The sequence below is a fragment of the Mycobacterium sp. M26 genome (assembly GCF_001494595.1).
Taxonomy (GTDB): domain Bacteria; phylum Actinomycetota; class Actinomycetes; order Mycobacteriales; family Mycobacteriaceae; genus Mycobacterium.
Genome location: NZ_LN929907.1, coordinates 894,281 through 910,641, shown reverse-complemented (window position 1 = coordinate 910,641; position 16,361 = coordinate 894,281). Strand labels below are relative to the sequence as shown.

The window sequence follows — 16,361 nt, the reverse complement described above, 5'->3', positions numbered from 1 at the left end:
TAACTACAGTCTCGCAGTAACGAGGGGCATGCGCGACTGCCTGAAAATGATCGACTCACGATGCTCAGTCCCGCTGCGGCACCAGATAGGGCGCCAGACAGGCGAGTTTCTCGCAGGTCTCCTCGAACTCACGCTCCGGCGTCGACGCCGCGATGATGCCCGCGCCGGCGCGCAGCCACGTACGTGAACCCCGTTGGTAGGCCGTGCGCAGTGCGAGCGCGGCGTCCAGGCCGCCATCTGGCGTGATCATCACCACCGCACCCGAATACAGCTCCCGCGGCGACTCATCGAGCCGCAGAATCGCCTCCACACCTTCGGCTTTCGGGATACCCGATGCGGTGACCGCCGGGAACAGAGCCTGCAGGGCATCGAACCGGGTGAAGGACGGATCCAGCCGGGCGCCGACAGTCGAGCCCAGATGTTGCACGCTGCCGCGTTCCCGCACCGTCATGAAGTCGGTGACCGCGGCGCTGCCCGGTACGGCGACTTCGGCGATCTCGTCCAGCGAACTGCGCACCGACAGTGCGTGCTCGACGATCTCCTTGGCGTCGGAGGTCAGTTGCTCGCGGGCCCGCCAGTCATCGGCGTCGCCGCGGCCCAACGCGCGGGTCCCCGCCAACGGCTCGGTGACCACCGCACCGTCGCCGTGGACGGCGGCCACCAGTTCCGGGCTGAATCCGGCAGCGCGAAAACCGCCCATCCGCAACAGGAACGACCGGGCCGGCGTGTTGTGCCGGCCGGCCTCGGCATAGGTGGCGGGGAAGTCGATGTCGAACGGGATATCCACGGTGCGGGACAGGATCACCTTCTGGTAGCGACCGTCGCGGATCTCGCCGATCGCCGTCGCCACCCGGTCGCGGTAGCGGGTGTGGTCAGGGTTGACGTCGACGTGGCCTGTCGACCGGGGCGGGCCCGGCTGCAGGTTCGCCACGGCCGCGCGCAGTCGATCGTCGTCGCCGAAGAGCTGAATACCGCCGTCGGAGATCGTGATGCGGTGCAGTGGTGTGAAGATCCGTGCCAGCGGTGTGTCCTGCGCCAGCCGGCCAGTCAGGCCGAAGCGGTGCGCCCCCCATTCGAAGGCGATCCAGCCGAGGGCGATCTCGCCATCGGGCACCGCGATGTCGAGAGCCTCCGCCAGCACATCGGCCGGCCGGCCACTCCATCGGTGCGTGACGACGCTGCTGCCGTTGTTGATTCGGCACTCGTCACGGTCGAGCTCGATGGCCGACCGGACGCCGACGGCCACCGTCCAGCAGCCGTGCCGTTCGTAGACCAGGTAGTCGGTGCCGTCGCCTTCCGGCACTGCGGTGACGAGTTGAGCGACGGCGTCCGCCGGCCGCAGCCCCGGCGGCAACCCGCTCCAGCAGGCGGCTGGTGCCGTGACGGAAGTTTCGGTCATGCGGGCAGGCTCCTCACGATGGTGGTGCAGGTGCGTGCTGCGCTGGCCGGGCCCTCCCCCGGGAAGACCCGGCCGCGCAGCAGTGCGGCTCTAGTCCGACGAGTCGGAGGAATCCGAGGAACTGGAACTCGAGGACGAGTCCGACCCCGACGACGCCGTCGACTTCTTGGCCTGAGCCTTGCGGGAGCCGCCGACCGACTTCTTCACCTGGTCACCACTGCTGGTGGTGCTCGTGGTGTCCGAATCCGTGCTGCGATCCGAGCGGGTGCTCGATGCCGCCGATCGAGCCGATGTGGCCGGCTTGGTGACGGTGGTCGTCGAATCCGATTCGGCAGCAGACGAAGTCGAAGCTTCCGTCGATTCGGCCTGGGTGGCCGGCTCCGTGCTGACCGTTTCGGCGGTCGCCGTCTCCGATGTCGCCGCCTCGGTGACCTCGGCCGTGGCAGCCAGCGCGGTGGCCGGGGCGGCACTGGCCGCTGCCGTGGTCGTGGCCGGCGTAATGGCGGCGGCGATCGCCTGCGGGATGCTCACCAACAGCCGACCGAGCAGCCCGATCGACGTGCCGGTACGGGTGACGCCGTTCTCCGGATCGGTCGGCGGGGCCACCGGAATGAAGGTCAGCAGTGCCGGGAACGGCGCCGCCGAGATCGGATGCTGCCAGCCGTTGAGCAAGCCGTTGACCATCAGACCCGGAAGGTTGACCAACGAGTTGACGGCACCCTGGATGTCACCGGCGGAGACCGACTGGGCGAAACCGGCCAGTCCGTCGCCGGCCGACGCCAGCACGCTCAGCGTCGTGCCGTAGACCGACTGGAACAGATTGCTCACCACGACGGTCGAGGAGAACAGGACGCCAACGGCATTAGCGACATTCTGGGCAATCGTCTGGGGGATACCAGGATTGGCCACAGTGCTTCCCCGCGGGGTGTAGGTCAGCAGAGTGTTGAGCACCGGCAAGACCGTGGCCTGCAGACCGTAGAGCACGAAACTGCTCAGGTAGTTCACCGCGCCGCCGACGTCACCGGCATCCAGCGACGTCTGCAGGCTGGCCAGGAACGTCGCGCCGCGACCCTCGGCGTAGGTCTGCCAGCCCGCCGGAATCGCGCCGATGGCGCCGCCGATCTCCTGGGCGTAGCCGATCTGGTTGCGGATCACCTGGGACAGGATCGGCAAGGGGTTGGCCAGGATGGCCTGGCTCAGGGCCGACACGTTGTCGAAGGTGTCCGACAGGATCTCGGAGTACACCTCGATCGGTGACGCGGTGACAGCAGCCGACAGTCCGGTGAGTTCGACGGCGTGATGCTGAATCTGGGCGGGCAGATTCAGATTCTGCGCGGTCGGGCCCGCGAGCAGAGCACCCGCCGTGACCACCGCAGCACCGGTGACCAGGAACCTGTTGGCGCGCCGCGCCGAACCGGTGGAACTGGACAGGACATCGGCCTCAGCGAGGCTGAGGCGTAACGCTCGTTGCACGGAATCTCCTTCTTCATGGGTTTGCCGAGTGGCACCGCGACGGAGATTAGCTGAGACTAACCTAAGTAACAATAGGTATGCCTAACCTAATTCTCAGGAAGGTTCCAGCCGCGGACTGTGCAGCAGGCGGCGCGAATCAAGAAGCGCGAGCGCGGATTCCCGCGCTCAGACGGTGCTGACCGGCCGGTCGAAGGCGTACAGCGCCATCCGGCGATTGGTCATCTGATGCTCACCAAGGAACCGGCACCCCACCGCTTCGCACACCTTTCGGGCAGCCCCATTGCGGTGGTCGGGGTCGAACATGATCCGCTCGCAGAACGGGTCGAGCGTGAAGAGACTGGCCACGATGGCCGGCAGGAGCATGGGCCCCAGACCGGTGTTCACCAGGTCCAGATTCGCAATCGCTGCGTGCAGCCCCAGGTCGTGCGGGTGGGCCTGATAGCGGGCCGCGATGGAATCCTTGGCCGCCCGATAGATCTCGAGGTAGCCACCGGGTACGCCGTGAACGCTGGCGATGACCGGTAACGAATACGCGCTATCGAGCTGGGCCACAAGGTGTTTGCGCCAGCGCGCAACCGGCCAGTCGTACTCCCACGCAGCGGCCAGATGCGGCCGGTTCATCCACTCGGCCACCAGCTCGGCATCCGACGGGGTCGCGGCCCGCAGATCGAAGGGCGGGTCGACCACCGGCACAGGGGGCCCGGGCACCGCCGCCACCGCAGTGGACAGATCGGTGAGCGCACGGGCAAGCACAACCTCGGTCATCGTGGCAGAGCGTAGCCCACACAAATTAGGTTAGGCATGCCATAGTTCAGCTCATGACTGAGTTGGCCATCGAGGTGATCGACGTCGCCAAGACCTTCAGCCGCAGCTCACCGCCCGCGCTTGCCGGTGTCTCGTTCAGCGCGCGCACCGGTTCGGTACTGGGTCTGCTGGGCCCCAACGGCGCAGGCAAGACGACGACGATCAACATCCTGTCCACCCTGTCGCTGCCCAGCTCGGGACAGGCGCGGGTGTCCGGGTTCGACGTCGTCACCCAGGACGCTGCGGTGCGCGAGGCGATCGGTTTGACCGGGCAGTACGCCGCCGTCGACGAAATGCTCACCGGCCGTGAGAATCTGGTGCTCTTCGGCCGGTTGCGCGGACTCAGCCGAGCGCAGGCGCGGCGACGGGCCGAGGAACTGCTGGACCAGTTCTCGCTGTCGGACGCCGCCGACCGCCGCGTCGGCAAGTACTCCGGCGGCATGCGCCGACGGGTGGACATCGCCTGCGGACTCGTCGTCCCACCGCGGGTGCTCTTCCTCGACGAGCCGACGACGGGATTGGACCCGCGCAGCAGGCAGGACGTCTGGGCGCTGGTGTCGAGGCTGCGGGATGACGGCATCACCGTCCTGCTGACCACGCAGTATCTCGAAGAGGCCGACGCGCTGGCCGACGACATCGTCGTCATCGACCACGGCACCGTGATCGCCAGCGGAAGTCCCGAAGAACTCAAACACCGTGTGGGCGGGAGCTTCTGCCAGGTGACCCCGGTCGCCACCGGCGATCTCGGCCAGATCGCCGCCGCGCTGAGCGGTATGCCCGGCCTCGAAGTCGGCGACACCTCGGTGTCGCTTCCGGCACCCGACGGGCTGGCGACACTGGCCGAGGTGTTCCGCCGCATCGAACCACTTGACGTCGCCGTCGCCGATGTGGCCCTGCGCCGGCCCTCACTCGACGAGGTGTTCTTCCGCCTGACCGGCGCCGGGGTGGGCACGTGACGGCACTGGCCGCGCTGACCGAACGCTCGGTGCTGGGGACCGTTCGCGACGGCGATCTGGTGTTCGCGATCCTCGGGCCGATCGCCTTTTTCGTCTGCTTCAACATCACGCTGCGCAACGTGATCAACACCGGCGGCATGAGCTACGCCCAGTACATCCTGCCGGTCATCGTCATCCAGGCCATGATCTTCACCGCGATGACGACGGCGGACCGCTCGGCGCGTGATCATCTCAACGGCATGGGCGTGCGGCTGCGCTCGCTGCCGCTGGGCAGGTTCGCCCCGGTCTCGGCGCGGATGCTCTCGTCGCTCATCCGGGCATCGGCGGCGCTGGCGGCCGCACTGGCCACGGGGTATCTGTTCGGGTTCCGGTTCGCCGGATCGGTCGGCTATGTGGTGGCATTTGTTGTTCTCGCACTCGGACTTTCGCTCGCCCTGTCCTTGGGGGCGGACGCGATGGGCGCGGTGTCGCAGAGTGCGGAGGCCGCCAGCCAGACGCTGCTGGTTCCGCAGCTACTGCTGGTGATGCTGTCCACCGGCATCGCACCGGCGACCGCGTTCCCCGGCTGGCTGGAGCCCTTCGTGCGCAACCAGCCGGTGTCCCAGATCTCAACGACCCTGCGGGGCTTCGCATCCGGCGAGCAGGTCAACCTCGGTGTCAGCCTCGCCTGGTGCGCAGGGCTGCTGATCGCCTTCGGCGCGATCGCCTTGCGGATGCAACGGAGAACGACATGACCACACTGGTGACCCAGGGCGGCCTGCACGCCGGCCGGCTCCTCACCCGCTGGCGCCGTGAACCGATCGTGTTGGTCCAGGCGATCGTGTTCCCCACCTTTCTGCTCGTCGTGTACAAAACGGTGATCGGCAAGTCGATCCTCGCGCTCACCGGTGACGACAGCCTCTACGGCCTGGTGCCGATGTGCGCCGTCGCCGGTGTCCTGTTCGGCGCCATCGGCACTGGCGTCGCGATCCCCGATGAACGCCAGTCGGGATTGCTGAGCAGGCTGTGGGTGCTGCCCGTGCATCGCGCCAGCGCGCTGAGCGGACGGCTGCTCGCCGAAGCTGCGCGGGCGTTCGCCGGGACGGTCGTCATCACCGCCGTGGGTGTCGCGATGGGGCTGCGATTCACCCAGGGCGTGCCGGCGGCGCTGGGCTTCCTGCTGGTCCCGGTCATCGTGGTCATCGGCTTCGCCACTGTGGTGGTGGCCCTGGCCGTGCGCGCCAACGGCAAGAACATCGTGACCGGGCTGTCGTCGGTGTGCTTCCTGCTGCTGTTCTTCAACACCGGCATGGTGCCGCTGGCGGTGTTCCCCGGCTGGGTCCAGCCGATCGTGCAGATCCAGCCGATGTCTCCGGCGATCGAGGCCATGCGAGGGCTGGCACAGGGCGGCCCGATTCTGTGGCCGCTCGTGCACACGCTGGGGTGGACGCTGACCCTGGTCGCCGTCTTCGGCCCGCTCGCGGTCCGGGGCTATCGCAACGCGACAGGGCGCTGACAGCCACGCCTCGATGAGGTTGGATGGGCTGGTGGCCGACTCCCGTCGCAGCAGAACCATACCGACCGAGGCACAACCCATCTGGGACGTCCTCGCCGACTTCGGTGCCATCAGCTCCTGGGCCGACATCGTCGACCACTCCTGTCTACTGACTCCCGCCGCCGACGGTATCGGTGTCGGCGCGGCCCGCAGAATCCAGCTCGGCCGCAATGTCGTCGTCGAGCGCATCACCGATTTCGATCCGCCACACACCCTGGCCTACGACATCGAGGGCCTTCCCGCTCAGGTGCACCGGCTCAACAACCGTTGGACGCTGCAGCCGGTCAGCGGCGGCACCGAGGTCACGTTGACCACGACGGTCGAGATCGGACCGAATCGATTGCAGCACCTCGCCGAGAACGCGGTCGCCCGCTTCTCCGCCAAGCAACTCGACGCGCTTCTGGAGGCGCTGTCTCGCAGAATGGAGCGAGCCCATGTCTGATCGTCCCGACGTCATCATCGTGATGACCGACGAGGAACGCGCAATTCCGCCGTACGAGTCGGATGCCGTTCTCGGCTGGCGCCGCCGCGTCCTGACCGGACGAAAGTGGTTCGAGGACAACGGAGTCAGCTTCACCCGCCACTACACCGGGTCGTTGGCCTGTGTGCCGAGCCGGCCCACGATCTTCACCGGGCAGTACCCCGACCTGCACGGCGTCACCCAGACCGACGGTATCGGCAAGACCTACGAGGACAGTCGGATGCGCTGGTTGCGTCCCGGCGAAGTACCGACCCTGGGCAACTGGTTCCGTGCCGCCGGGTACGACACCCACTATGACGGCAAGTGGCATATCTCGCATGCCGACCTGACCGATGACAAGGGCGCCCCGCTGGCGACGAACGACGACGACGGAACTGTCGACCACGCCGCCGTCCAGCGCTATCTCGAGGCGAATCCCCTTGATCACTATGGCTTTTCCGGATGGGTGGGTCCGGAGCCGCACGGAGCCGGGCTGGCCAACAGCGGCACCCGGCGCGACCCGCTGATCGCCGACCGGGTGGTGGCCTGGTTGCAGGACCGCTACGACCGGCGGCGGGCCGGTGACCCGGATGCGCTGCGCCCGTTCCTGCTGGTGGCCAGCTTCGTCAACCCGCACGACATCGTGCTGTTCCCCACCTGGGTACGCAAGACGCCCTTGGCGGAGCCCTCCCCGCTGGACCCGCCGCCGGTGGCGGCGCCGCCGACGGCCGACGAGGATCTCAAGACCAAACCTGCGGCGCAGATCGCGTTCCGCGAGGCCTACTACTCCGGGTACGGGCCCGCCGCGGCGATCCAGCGCATGTATGACGGCAACGCCCAGCGCTACCGCGACCTGTATTACCGCTTGCACGCCGAAGTGGATGCACCGATCGACCGGGTCCGCCGCGCGGTGACCGAGGGCGGTTCGGCCAACGCGGTTCTGGTGCGCACCTCCGATCACGGCGACCTGCTCGGCGCGCACGGCGGCCTGCACCAGAAGTGGTTCAACCTCTACGACGAGGCCACCCGGGTTCCGTTCGTGATCGCGCGGATCGGCGACCAGGCCACCGCCGCGCGTACGGTGTCGGCCCCCACCTCGCACGTCGATCTGGTGCCCACACTGCTGGGTGCCGCGGGTATCGACGTGCAGGCCACCGCGGCGGTGCTCGCCGAAACGTTCAGCGAAGTGCACCCGCTGCCGGGCCGCGACCTGACGCCGATCGTCGACGGGGCCGCCGAGGACAGTGATCGCGCCGTCTACCTCCTGACTCGCGACAACATGCTCGAAGGTGACAGCGGTGCCTCGGGGTTGGGACGCCGGCTGAAGGCTACGGTGAATCCGCCTGCGCTACTGCGCATTCGGGTACCCGCACACGTGGCGGCGAACTTCGAGGGCCTGGTGGTGCAGGTGGACGAGTCGGCAGCGCCAGGTGGCGCCGGGCATCTGTGGAAGCTCGTGCGCACCTTCGACGATCCGGGTACCTGGACCGAGCCCGGGGTTCGCCATCTGGCCGCCAACGGCGCAGGAGGTGACACCTACCGGACCAGCCCGCTCGACGACCAGTGGGAGCTCTACGACCTGACCGCCGATCCGATCGAGGCCGTCAACCGGTGGACCGATCCGCTCCTGGACGAACTGCGCCAGCATCTGCGCACTCAGCTCAAACAGGTCCGCACCGATGCGGTGCCGGAGCGCAACAATCCGTGGCCGTACGCCTCGCGGCGGCCACCGGTGCGCAAGCGCAGGCGGCTGTTCGGCTAACCGGCCTTGGGCTCACCCCAGTACGGGGTGGCCTTCACCGTGGGCTTCGCGGTCATCGAGAAGTCCTGCGTCGGGTCGACCAGTGTCGTCTGTGAACTTGACTGCTGCTTGCCAGGGCTCGGGGTGGGCGACACCAGTGCGGCCTGCGCCATCGGGGCTCCCCCGATCAGCGCGCAGGCGACCGCAGCCCCGAGCAGGGTGGTGGCTTTCACCATCGCACTCTCCTTACTTTGTCGGCGATATACCTTGATGATACCCCCTGGGGTATTTATCCGATTGTGCAATCTGTCACTTGACTGAGAACTCCGTCGTATGTGACGATTTCGTCAGTCATCTAACGAGGAGGGTTCGATGAGTGACGTCGTCGGCGCACACAACGACCTGCACAGCGATCAGGGTGCCCTGCGGGGTGAGCACCCCGGCCGGTCCCGCAATCCGGTCATCAAGGTGGCCGGGCTGGCCTGGCTCGAATTCGAGAAACCCGACCTGAACAGGGCCGAAGCATTCGCACGGGCCTTCGGCTTCACCGTCGCGCAGCGAACGGCCGACGAGCTGCAGTTGCGCGGAACTGATCCGAACGCACCCTGTGTGCTGATCCGCCAGGGCCCGTGCACCCGCTTCGCCGGCCTGGCGTTCGAAGCCCAGGACGAGATCGACGTGCTGCGCCTGGCCGAGCACACCAATGCGCCCACCCGGGCGCTGCCGGAATCGCTCGGCGGCCTAGCCGTCGAGCTCACCGACCCCAACGGGACGCCGGTCAAGGTCGTCAGCGGTCTCGACCGGCTGCCCGCGCTGACCGCCCAGCAGCCGCACACCTTCAACTTCGGCCACGACGACGCCCGCATCAACGCCACCCAGCGCCCGCCGCGGGTGCCCGCGTCGGTGCAGCGCCTCGGCCACGTCGTCCTGCAGTCGACGACCTACATCGAGACGCTGAACTGGTACCTGGACCATTTCGGCCTGATCGTCAGCGACTTCCTCTACTACTCCGGCCAGCGGGACCGCGGTCCGACCATGAGCTTCATCCGTTGCGACCTCGGCTCCACCCCGACCGATCACCACACGCTCGCGATGGCCCTCGGGCCCGCGAATCGCTATGTGCACTCGGCGTTTCAGGTCGCCGACCTCGACGCCCTGGCCGCCGGGGGCGAGTATCTCCTGGAGCGCGGGTACCTGCGCTCCTGGGGCATCGGCCGGCACATCCAGGGCAGCCAATTGTTCGACTACTGGCGCGATCCCGACGGCTTCCTGGTGGAGCACTATGCCGACGGTGATCTGTTCGACAACACACTGGAACCCGGCTGGGCGCCCTTCACCGCGTCCGGCCTGGCCCAGTGGGGCCCGCCGGCCTCCAAGGACTTCCTGGGCACCAATCCGAAAAACGCCCGCCACGAAGTCGGTTCGATGATCTCCGCCCTTCGCGACAAGAACGAGTTCGACCTCACCCGCCTGATCGGCCTACTGAAAGTTGCAGCCTCATGAGCACATCCATCCTCCGCACCGCAGACGCCTGGTGGGTTGCCACCCCGGCGGGTGCCGCCAAGATCGCGACCGCCGCGCAGACCACCGCCGAACTGCTGGCGGACCGGGCTGCGATCGATGCCGCGGCGGGTAGTCCGGACACCGTCGACGTCGCGGGACTGGAACTGCTCAGCCCCGTCACCACACCGTGCCGGGTGGTGGCGCAGATGACGAACTTCGCCTCCCACGTGATCGATGCCGGCATGGATCCGAAGACCATTCCGCTGACGTTCTTCCGCAAGTCCTCGGCCTCGATCAGCGGACCGTTCGAGCCGGTGACCAAGCCCGCTCACGTGAAGTTCCTCGACTACGAAGTGGAGATCGGCCTGGTCATCGGCCGCGAGATCCCGGTCGGCACCATCATTTCCGAGGCCAATCTCAGCGACTACATCGCGGGTCTGGTCGTCACCAATGACGTCTCGGCGCGCGACATCCAGCTTCCGCAGACCCAGTTTTACGAGGCCAAGTCCTACCCGACGTTCACCCCCACCGGGCCGGCACTGGTGCTGCTGGACGCCGATGAACTCAAGCGCTTCGGGGACCTGCGGCTGCGACTGCGGGTCAACGGTCAGGAACGGCAGAACGCCGTCGTGGACGGCGACATGCTCTACCGGCCTCTGGAAGCATTGCAGTCGCTGAGCCGATTCCAGGACCTCGCCGCCGGTGACCTGGTGCTCACCGGCACACCGGTGGGCACCGCGCTGAGCGCACCGCCGAAGATCGTCGGCATGATCGCGAATCTGTTGCCGCCTGCGGTCAAGTGGAATGCTTTCTTCAAGAGCCAGGCCAAGAATCCGAAGTACCTGCACAACGGCGACGTGATCGAGGCATCGGTGGGTACCGATGACGGCGCGATCGACCTCGGCACCCAGCGGATGACGGTGGTCTACGCCTGAAGGTCGATGTCCGGCAACGGCATTGCGCAGACCGCCCGGGCGTCCTTGGCCGACATCCCGAACAGTCGCAACAGACTCTCGGTGACCGAGTCGGCCGTCGCCGCCGCATCGCGATCAGGGTGGGACTCCAGCAGATAACCGAGTCCGAGCAACGCGCCGCCGGCCACCGACAGCGCCAATTCGGGATCATCGATCTCGAAGCGCCCCGCCGCGACGGCGGCCTTGATGTCCCGCGTCGCGCGCGGTGCCAGACCACGGTCCGACGACAGCAGCGCTCCCCAGTTGGCCATCAGGATCCGGCTCTCCTGTGGGCGGGCGCGGAAGAACCGGCCTGTCAGCCGGAAGCTGCACGCGAACACCTCAGCCGGGTCCGCGATATCGGCGGTCAGCAGATCCAGGACGGCCCCGTGGCGGTCCAGCACATCGCTGACCGCGGCCTCGAAGAGCTGCTCCTTGCTCTCGAAGTGGTTGTAGAACGACCCCATGCCGACATCGGCGGCCTGGGTGATCTCCAGGACGGGGACATTGAGCCTGCCTTCGGCGATCAGCGCCTGCGCCGACTTGATCAGTGCCGCGCGGGTGCGTTGTTTACGCCGCTCAAGGCGGTTGATCGACGGTGCGGATTCGTCTGTCACGGGCTGATCGTACCGCCTTTACTCACTACTGATGATTTCATCAGAAAGACTTGACTGACGCGGTCATCGTATGTGACGATTTCGTCAGTTGAGTGAAGGAGTCCAGATGGACGGGACCTATCGGGTTGTGATCGTCGGCGCCGGACCGACCGGTGTCACCGCCGCCACGCTGCTCGCCCAGCACGGCGTCGAGACGTTGATCCTGGACCGCTGGGCGGAGGTGTACCCGCAGCCCCGTGCCGTCCATCTCGACGACGAGGTCTACCGCATCGTGCACCGACTCGGCGTCGCCGAGGAGTTCGCGAAGATCTCCCGGCCCGCCCTCGGCCTGCGGTTGATCGATCCCCGGCGCAAGGTGCTCGCCGAGTTCCAGCGCGACCACAGCCGGACCCGACACGGCCATCCCGAGGCCAACATGTTCGACCAGCCCGAGTTCGAGGCGCTACTGCGCACGAACCTGGAGCGCTACCCGCTGGCCACCCTGCGGGGCAATGTCGAAGTCACCGACCTCGTCGATCTGGATGGGGCCCGAACCCGCGTCACTTACGCCGACCGGACCGACGGCCAGACCCACACCGTGGTGGCCGATTTCGTGCTCGGCTGCGACGGGGCCAACAGCCTGGTGCGGTCGCGTATCGGGGTGGACATGCGTGATCTGAAGTTCGACCAGCGCTGGCTGGTTGTCGACGTCGCCACCAGTGCCAACCTCGATCAGTGGTCCGGCGTCCATCAGCTGTGCGATCCGCACCGGGCGGGCACGTTCATGCAGATCGGTGATGTGCGCTACCGCTGGGAGTTTCGCCTTCTGCCCGGCGAGACCGCCGACGACTTCCGGTCGCTGGCCGCACTGCGACCGCTCATCGCGCCGTGGATCGGCGAGGTGGGTGATGACCGGCTCGAGTTGATTCGCGTCGCGGAGTACACCTTCCGGGCCAAGATCGCCGACCACTGGCGACGCGGCAATGTCTTCCTGCTCGGCGATGCCGCCCATCTCACCCCGCCGTTCGTGGGACAGGGCATGGGAGCGGGGCTGCGTGACGCCATGAACCTGGCCTGGAAGCTGGCCGGCGTGCTCGACGGCTCACTGAGCCCGGACCTCCTGGACACCTACGAGCAGGAGCGAAAGCCGCACGCCCGCAGGATGATCGGGCTGGCTCTTATGGTGGGCCGGTCCATGACCGCCGGCGGTGATGTCGGGGATCTGTTGCGGCGCATCGTCGTGCCGCGGATGCACCTACTCCCCGGACTGCGGGAACGGGTGGTTGATTCGCAGACCCCGGCCCTGCACCGTTCAGCCTTGGTACACCGCGGTTTTGGTCCAGGCCAGCTGGGCGGCACACTGTGCCCGAACGCCGTGACAGCCGACGGCCGGCGCGTCGACGATGTGCTCGATGGCGCGTTCGCGGTGATCGTCGATCAGGAGTTGACCGCCGCGCAACGCACGGCGGTTGCGCGTTGTGGCGCAGACGTCGTCATCGCCGAGCCGCAGTCAGCGCTCGCCGGATGGCTGCATGCCGGCCACGCGCACGCCGCCGTGGTGCGGCCGGACCGTACCGTGTTGAAGGCGGGACGAAATGTCGACGAGGTATGTCAGGTGCTGACGGGAGTGCTACTCGGGCGCTAGCTGGTGACTGTCGACGAAAGCCAGTGTGCCGCTGTCCAACAGCACAGCCCACCGGCGTGCGGCATCGGCGATGTGGGTATCACCGAGGTCGACGCTCTGTCCCGCGAGATCACCGAAATCCTCGACGACGACACCACGCGTCTCATCCTCGGTGTCGACATAGACCCGTACTCGCTGGTCGATTTCCACGGGTTGCTCACCGTCTTTGCGGCGCAACACTTTGACCGACTTGGCCATCTTTGGCAACCTCCCCCTGCGGGATTCAGTATCGCCAGTACAGCACGAAAAAGCCCTGTTCGGAAGAAATTGCCCGACATGTCACCATTCAGTGGGCCCCGCCCCCACGACGCGAACGGAGACTCTGCGGTATGGATATCGGCCTCTCGATCCCCTCGACCATCGCCGGGGCCGACCGCGACACGCTGTGCGAATGGATCCGCCGAGTGGACGCGGGGCCGTTCTCGACGCTGGCCACCGGCGAGCGGTTGGCCTCGGATTTCCTGGATCTGATGGGGGTGTTGTCCGCCGCTGCCGTCATCACCGATCGGGTGCGCATCCAGTCGCTGATCGCCCTGGCTCCGCTGCACGAACCGGTGCTGCTGGCCAAGCAGGCTGCCACCGTGGACGTGCTCAGCGGCGGACGCTTCACCCTCGGTGTCGGAGTGGGCATGCGCGCCTACGACTACGAGCTGGCAGGCAAGGCATCGGCCTTCGAGCGCCGGGTGGCGGTCCTCGACGAACGGGTCGAGACGATGCGGCAGGTGTGGCCCCCTGGTGCCCCGCCGATCGGCCCGGCCCCCGTCCAGGCCGGCGGCCCACCGGTCTTCTCGTCGTCACTGGGCCCGAAATCGATACGGCGCGCGGTGCACTGGGCCGACGGCCTGGCCGGCTTCGATATGGTGCCCGACCTGCGCGCCGTCGGCGCGACCTTCGATACCTTCCGCCGGGCATGGCAGGACGCCGAGCGATCCGGGACACCGACCGTGCAGACGTCCTTCTGGTTCGGCCTGACCGGTGATGCGCCACAACGGGTCCGGGATTTCGCGGCGGACTACCTGATGATCTTCGGCCCGGACTTCGCCGCGAGGATGAGTCAACGCTGCTGGGCGACCTCACCCGCGGCACTGCGTGACATCCTGGCCCAGCTCGAACAACTGGGGTGCGACGAGGTGATCCTGGCCCCGACCACGGCCGACCTCGACGAGCTATCGGCCGCAGAGGATTTCGTCGCCGGACTGTGACTCAGCTAGGTCCACCGGCGCGCGGAAGGGGCGGCACGATCGACCACAACACCTCGGACTCCTCGTCACCGGGGTTGTCCCACGAGTGCACGGCACGGGCCGAAAAGGTATAGCTGTCACCGGTTTCGAGCACCGACTCCTGCCCGTCGACCATCAGTCGCAGACAACCCCGCACCACGAAGACGAAGATGGTCTCCGAGTCCAGGGTGTAGGCGCCGCCGGTGCCACCACCGGGCTGTAGCACCGAGCGCATCACCTGCAGGTGACGCTCGGTCTGCGGGGTCAGCAGATACTCGCGGATACCGCTGCCACCCATCTCCACGGGCGCGCCGCGGCCGTCGCGCACCACGGCGGACTCCGGATAGTCGAACAGCGAGCCCAGCGAGACGCCGAGGATGTCGCACACCTTGAGCAGGTTCGGCACCGAGATGGTGGTCTGGCCGCGTTCCACCAGACTCAGAAAACCCTTGGTCAGACCCGCTCGGTCGGCGACGGCTTCCAGCGTCAGCGCCCGGTCCTTGCGCAGCGCGCGCAGCTTGGGGCCAAGCCGGGTCATCCACCCGTCGGCGCTGTCCGTGATGTCGTCAGCGGCCGCTGCATTGCGGGACATCCGGGCACCTCACCTTCGCTTATCGGCCGCAGGCCTTGCGGAGCCAAAGTTTAGCGGTATATAACTTCTGTAGTTTTACACTACTAAACACCAGGACGGGACATGAGTCTGTACGCAGTGGTCGACCCCAAGACCGGAGACGTCGTGCGGGAGTATCCGACCGCCACCGACGAGCAGATCGAGCAGGCGCTGGCTTCTGCCACCACGGCATACCGGGAATGGTCGAAGAGCACCACCGTGGCCGAGCGGGCCGCCCTGGTGCGGCGCGTCGCCGAGTTGCACACCGAGCGCCGCGAGAAGCTGGCCGAGATCATCCATCGCGAGATGGGCAAGCAGATGGATCAGGCCCTCGGCGAGGTGGACTTCAGCGCCGCGATCTACGAGTACTACGCCGACAACGCCGAGAAGTTCCTGGCCGACGAGCCGATCGACCTGCTCGACGGTGAGGGCAGTGCGGTGATCAAGCGCGGCCCGGTCGGCGTGCTGCTGGGCATCATGCCGTGGAACTACCCGTACTACCAGGTGGCCCGCTTCGCCGGCCCGAACCTGGTGCTGGGCAACACCATCGTGCTCAAGCACGCCCCGCAGTGCCCGGAATCGGCCGAAGCCATTCAGCAGATCTTCGACGACGCCGGCTTCCCCGCGGGCGCCTACGTCAACGTCTATGCCACCAACGAGCAGATCGCCACGGCGATCGCCGATCCGCGGGTGCAGGGTGTCTCGCTGACCGGTTCGGAGCGTGCGGGTGCGGCGGTCGCCGAGATCGCCGGCCGCAACCTGAAGAAGGTCGTCCTCGAACTCGGTGGCTCGGATCCGTTCATCCTGCTGAGCACCGACGACCTCGATGCCACCGTGGAGGCCGCCATCGCCGGACGCTTCGAGAACGCCGGGCAGGCCTGCAACGCCGCCAAGCGGTTCATCGTCGCCGCCGACCTCTACGACGAGTTCCTGGACAAGTTCACCAAGAAGGTGCTCGACACCGCCGACGAGCTGGCCCCGCTGTCCTCGCTGGGTGCCGCCCAGCGGCTGGCCGAGCAGATCGACCGGGCGGTATCCGACGGCGCCAACCTGGTATCCGGCGGTGAGCGCAACGGCGCCTACTTCCCGCCCGGTGTGCTCACCGGCGTCACCCCGGACTCCCCGACCTACCGCGAGGAGTTGTTCGGCCCGGTGGCCATGGTCTTCAAGGTGGACTCCGAGGACGAGGCCGTCGAGCTGGCCAACGACATCCCGTTCGGGCTGGGCTCCTATGTGTTCACCACCGATAAGGCGCAAGCCCAGCGGGTCGCCGACAAGATCGACGCCGGCATGGTCTTCGTCAACCTGGTGGGTGCCGACGGTGTCGAGCTGCCCTTCGGCGGGGTGAAGCGCTCCGGTTACGGGCGCGAGCTCGGCCGCTTCGGCATCGATGAGTTCGTCAACAAGAAGCTGATCCGGATCGGATGA

Annotated in this window: 17 protein-coding genes; 10 read left to right on the top strand and 7 right to left on the bottom strand. The window is 67.2% G+C overall.

Going from position 1 to position 16,361, the window contains the following annotated elements; genetic code table 11:
* Positions 1–64: 64 nt before the first annotated feature.
* The 3 genes from BN3385_RS04350 to BN3385_RS04340 all read right to left on the bottom strand — a co-directional run bounded on the left by BN3385_RS04350 (position 65) and on the right by BN3385_RS04340 (position 3,637).
* A complete protein-coding gene (locus BN3385_RS04350; RefSeq protein ID WP_059015371.1) occupies positions 65–1,399 on the bottom strand; it encodes a salicylate synthase in 1,335 nt (444 codons plus the stop codon).
* A 90-nt stretch (positions 1,400–1,489) separates the two neighbouring features.
* On the bottom strand, positions 1,490–2,872 hold the full coding sequence (locus tag BN3385_RS04345) for a hypothetical protein (protein ID WP_059015369.1): 1,383 nt from the start codon (positions 2,870–2,872) through the stop codon (positions 1,490–1,492).
* A gap of 165 nt (positions 2,873–3,037) precedes the next feature.
* On the bottom strand, positions 3,038–3,637 hold the full coding sequence (locus BN3385_RS04340; RefSeq protein ID WP_059015368.1) for a GNAT family N-acetyltransferase: 600 nt from the start codon (positions 3,635–3,637) through the stop codon (positions 3,038–3,040).
* Between the two features lie 53 nt (positions 3,638–3,690).
* Here BN3385_RS04340 and BN3385_RS04335 point away from each other — a divergent pair, with 53 nt between their 5' ends.
* The 5 genes from BN3385_RS04335 to BN3385_RS04315 are packed head-to-tail and all read left to right on the top strand — an operon-like array spanning position 3,691 to position 8,388.
* Complete coding sequence (locus tag BN3385_RS04335; protein WP_059015365.1) at positions 3,691–4,632, top strand: daunorubicin/doxorubicin resistance ABC transporter ATP-binding protein DrrA; 942 nt, start codon at positions 3,691–3,693, stop codon at positions 4,630–4,632.
* The gene (locus BN3385_RS28855; protein ID WP_059015363.1) at positions 4,629–5,366 is read left to right on the top strand and encodes an ABC transporter permease; all 738 of its coding nucleotides are present in this window, start codon (positions 4,629–4,631) and stop codon (positions 5,364–5,366) included. Before BN3385_RS04335 ends, BN3385_RS28855 begins: the two co-directional genes overlap by 4 nt.
* Positions 5,363–6,127 (top strand): ABC transporter permease, encoded by a 765-nt coding sequence (locus tag BN3385_RS28850; protein ID WP_059015360.1) that lies wholly within the window; start codon positions 5,363–5,365, stop codon positions 6,125–6,127. Before BN3385_RS28855 ends, BN3385_RS28850 begins: the two co-directional genes overlap by 4 nt.
* 13 nt (positions 6,128–6,140) lie before the next feature.
* Entirely contained in the window at positions 6,141–6,608 is a 468-nt protein-coding gene (locus BN3385_RS04320) for an SRPBCC family protein (protein WP_059015359.1), read from the top strand.
* Positions 6,601–8,388: a sulfatase family protein gene (locus tag BN3385_RS04315; protein ID WP_059015357.1), complete on the top strand. Its 1,788-nt coding sequence runs from the start codon at positions 6,601–6,603 to the stop codon at positions 8,386–8,388. Before BN3385_RS04320 ends, BN3385_RS04315 begins: the two co-directional genes overlap by 8 nt.
* Here the strand turns inward: BN3385_RS04315 and BN3385_RS04310 are convergent.
* Entirely contained in the window at positions 8,385–8,603 is a 219-nt protein-coding gene (locus BN3385_RS04310; protein ID WP_059015355.1) for a hypothetical protein, read from the bottom strand. The genes BN3385_RS04315 and BN3385_RS04310 overlap by 4 nt on opposite strands.
* 136 nt (positions 8,604–8,739) lie before the next feature.
* Between BN3385_RS04310 and BN3385_RS04305 the strand changes: the two genes are divergently transcribed.
* Positions 8,740–9,870: a VOC family protein gene (locus tag BN3385_RS04305; protein WP_059015353.1), complete on the top strand. Its 1,131-nt coding sequence runs from the start codon at positions 8,740–8,742 to the stop codon at positions 9,868–9,870.
* A complete protein-coding gene (locus tag BN3385_RS04300; protein ID WP_059015351.1) occupies positions 9,867–10,805 on the top strand; it encodes a fumarylacetoacetate hydrolase family protein in 939 nt (312 codons plus the stop codon). The genes BN3385_RS04305 and BN3385_RS04300 overlap by 4 nt, the downstream gene beginning before the upstream one ends.
* Here BN3385_RS04300 and BN3385_RS04295 read toward each other — a convergent pair.
* The gene (locus tag BN3385_RS04295) at positions 10,796–11,440 is read right to left on the bottom strand and encodes a TetR/AcrR family transcriptional regulator (RefSeq protein ID WP_059015349.1); all 645 of its coding nucleotides are present in this window, start codon (positions 11,438–11,440) and stop codon (positions 10,796–10,798) included. The two genes, BN3385_RS04300 and BN3385_RS04295, sit on opposite strands and share 10 nt — an antisense overlap.
* 106 nt (positions 11,441–11,546) lie before the next feature.
* Between BN3385_RS04295 and mhpA the strand changes: the two genes are divergently transcribed.
* The gene (mhpA, locus tag BN3385_RS04290; RefSeq protein WP_059015347.1) at positions 11,547–13,064 is read left to right on the top strand and encodes a bifunctional 3-(3-hydroxy-phenyl)propionate/3-hydroxycinnamic acid hydroxylase MhpA; all 1,518 of its coding nucleotides are present in this window, start codon (positions 11,547–11,549) and stop codon (positions 13,062–13,064) included.
* Here mhpA and BN3385_RS04285 read toward each other — a convergent pair.
* The gene (locus tag BN3385_RS04285) at positions 13,050–13,301 is read right to left on the bottom strand and encodes a hypothetical protein (protein ID WP_059015345.1); all 252 of its coding nucleotides are present in this window, start codon (positions 13,299–13,301) and stop codon (positions 13,050–13,052) included. The two genes, mhpA and BN3385_RS04285, sit on opposite strands and share 15 nt — an antisense overlap.
* Positions 13,302–13,432: 131 nt before the next feature.
* Between BN3385_RS04285 and BN3385_RS04280 the strand changes: the two genes are divergently transcribed.
* Positions 13,433–14,305 carry an LLM class flavin-dependent oxidoreductase gene (locus BN3385_RS04280; protein ID WP_059015343.1) on the top strand — a complete coding sequence of 291 codons (873 nt, stop codon included), beginning with the start codon at positions 13,433–13,435 and terminating at the stop codon, positions 14,303–14,305.
* A 1-nt stretch (position 14,306) separates the two neighbouring features.
* Here BN3385_RS04280 and BN3385_RS04275 read toward each other — a convergent pair whose 3' ends face one another.
* Complete coding sequence (locus BN3385_RS04275; RefSeq protein WP_231748625.1) at positions 14,307–14,915, bottom strand: helix-turn-helix domain-containing protein; 609 nt, start codon at positions 14,913–14,915, stop codon at positions 14,307–14,309.
* A 102-nt stretch (positions 14,916–15,017) separates the two neighbouring features.
* On the opposite strand from BN3385_RS04275, the gene BN3385_RS04270 reads away from it, so the two are divergent.
* Entirely contained in the window at positions 15,018–16,361 is a 1,344-nt protein-coding gene (locus BN3385_RS04270; RefSeq protein ID WP_059015341.1) for an NAD-dependent succinate-semialdehyde dehydrogenase, read from the top strand.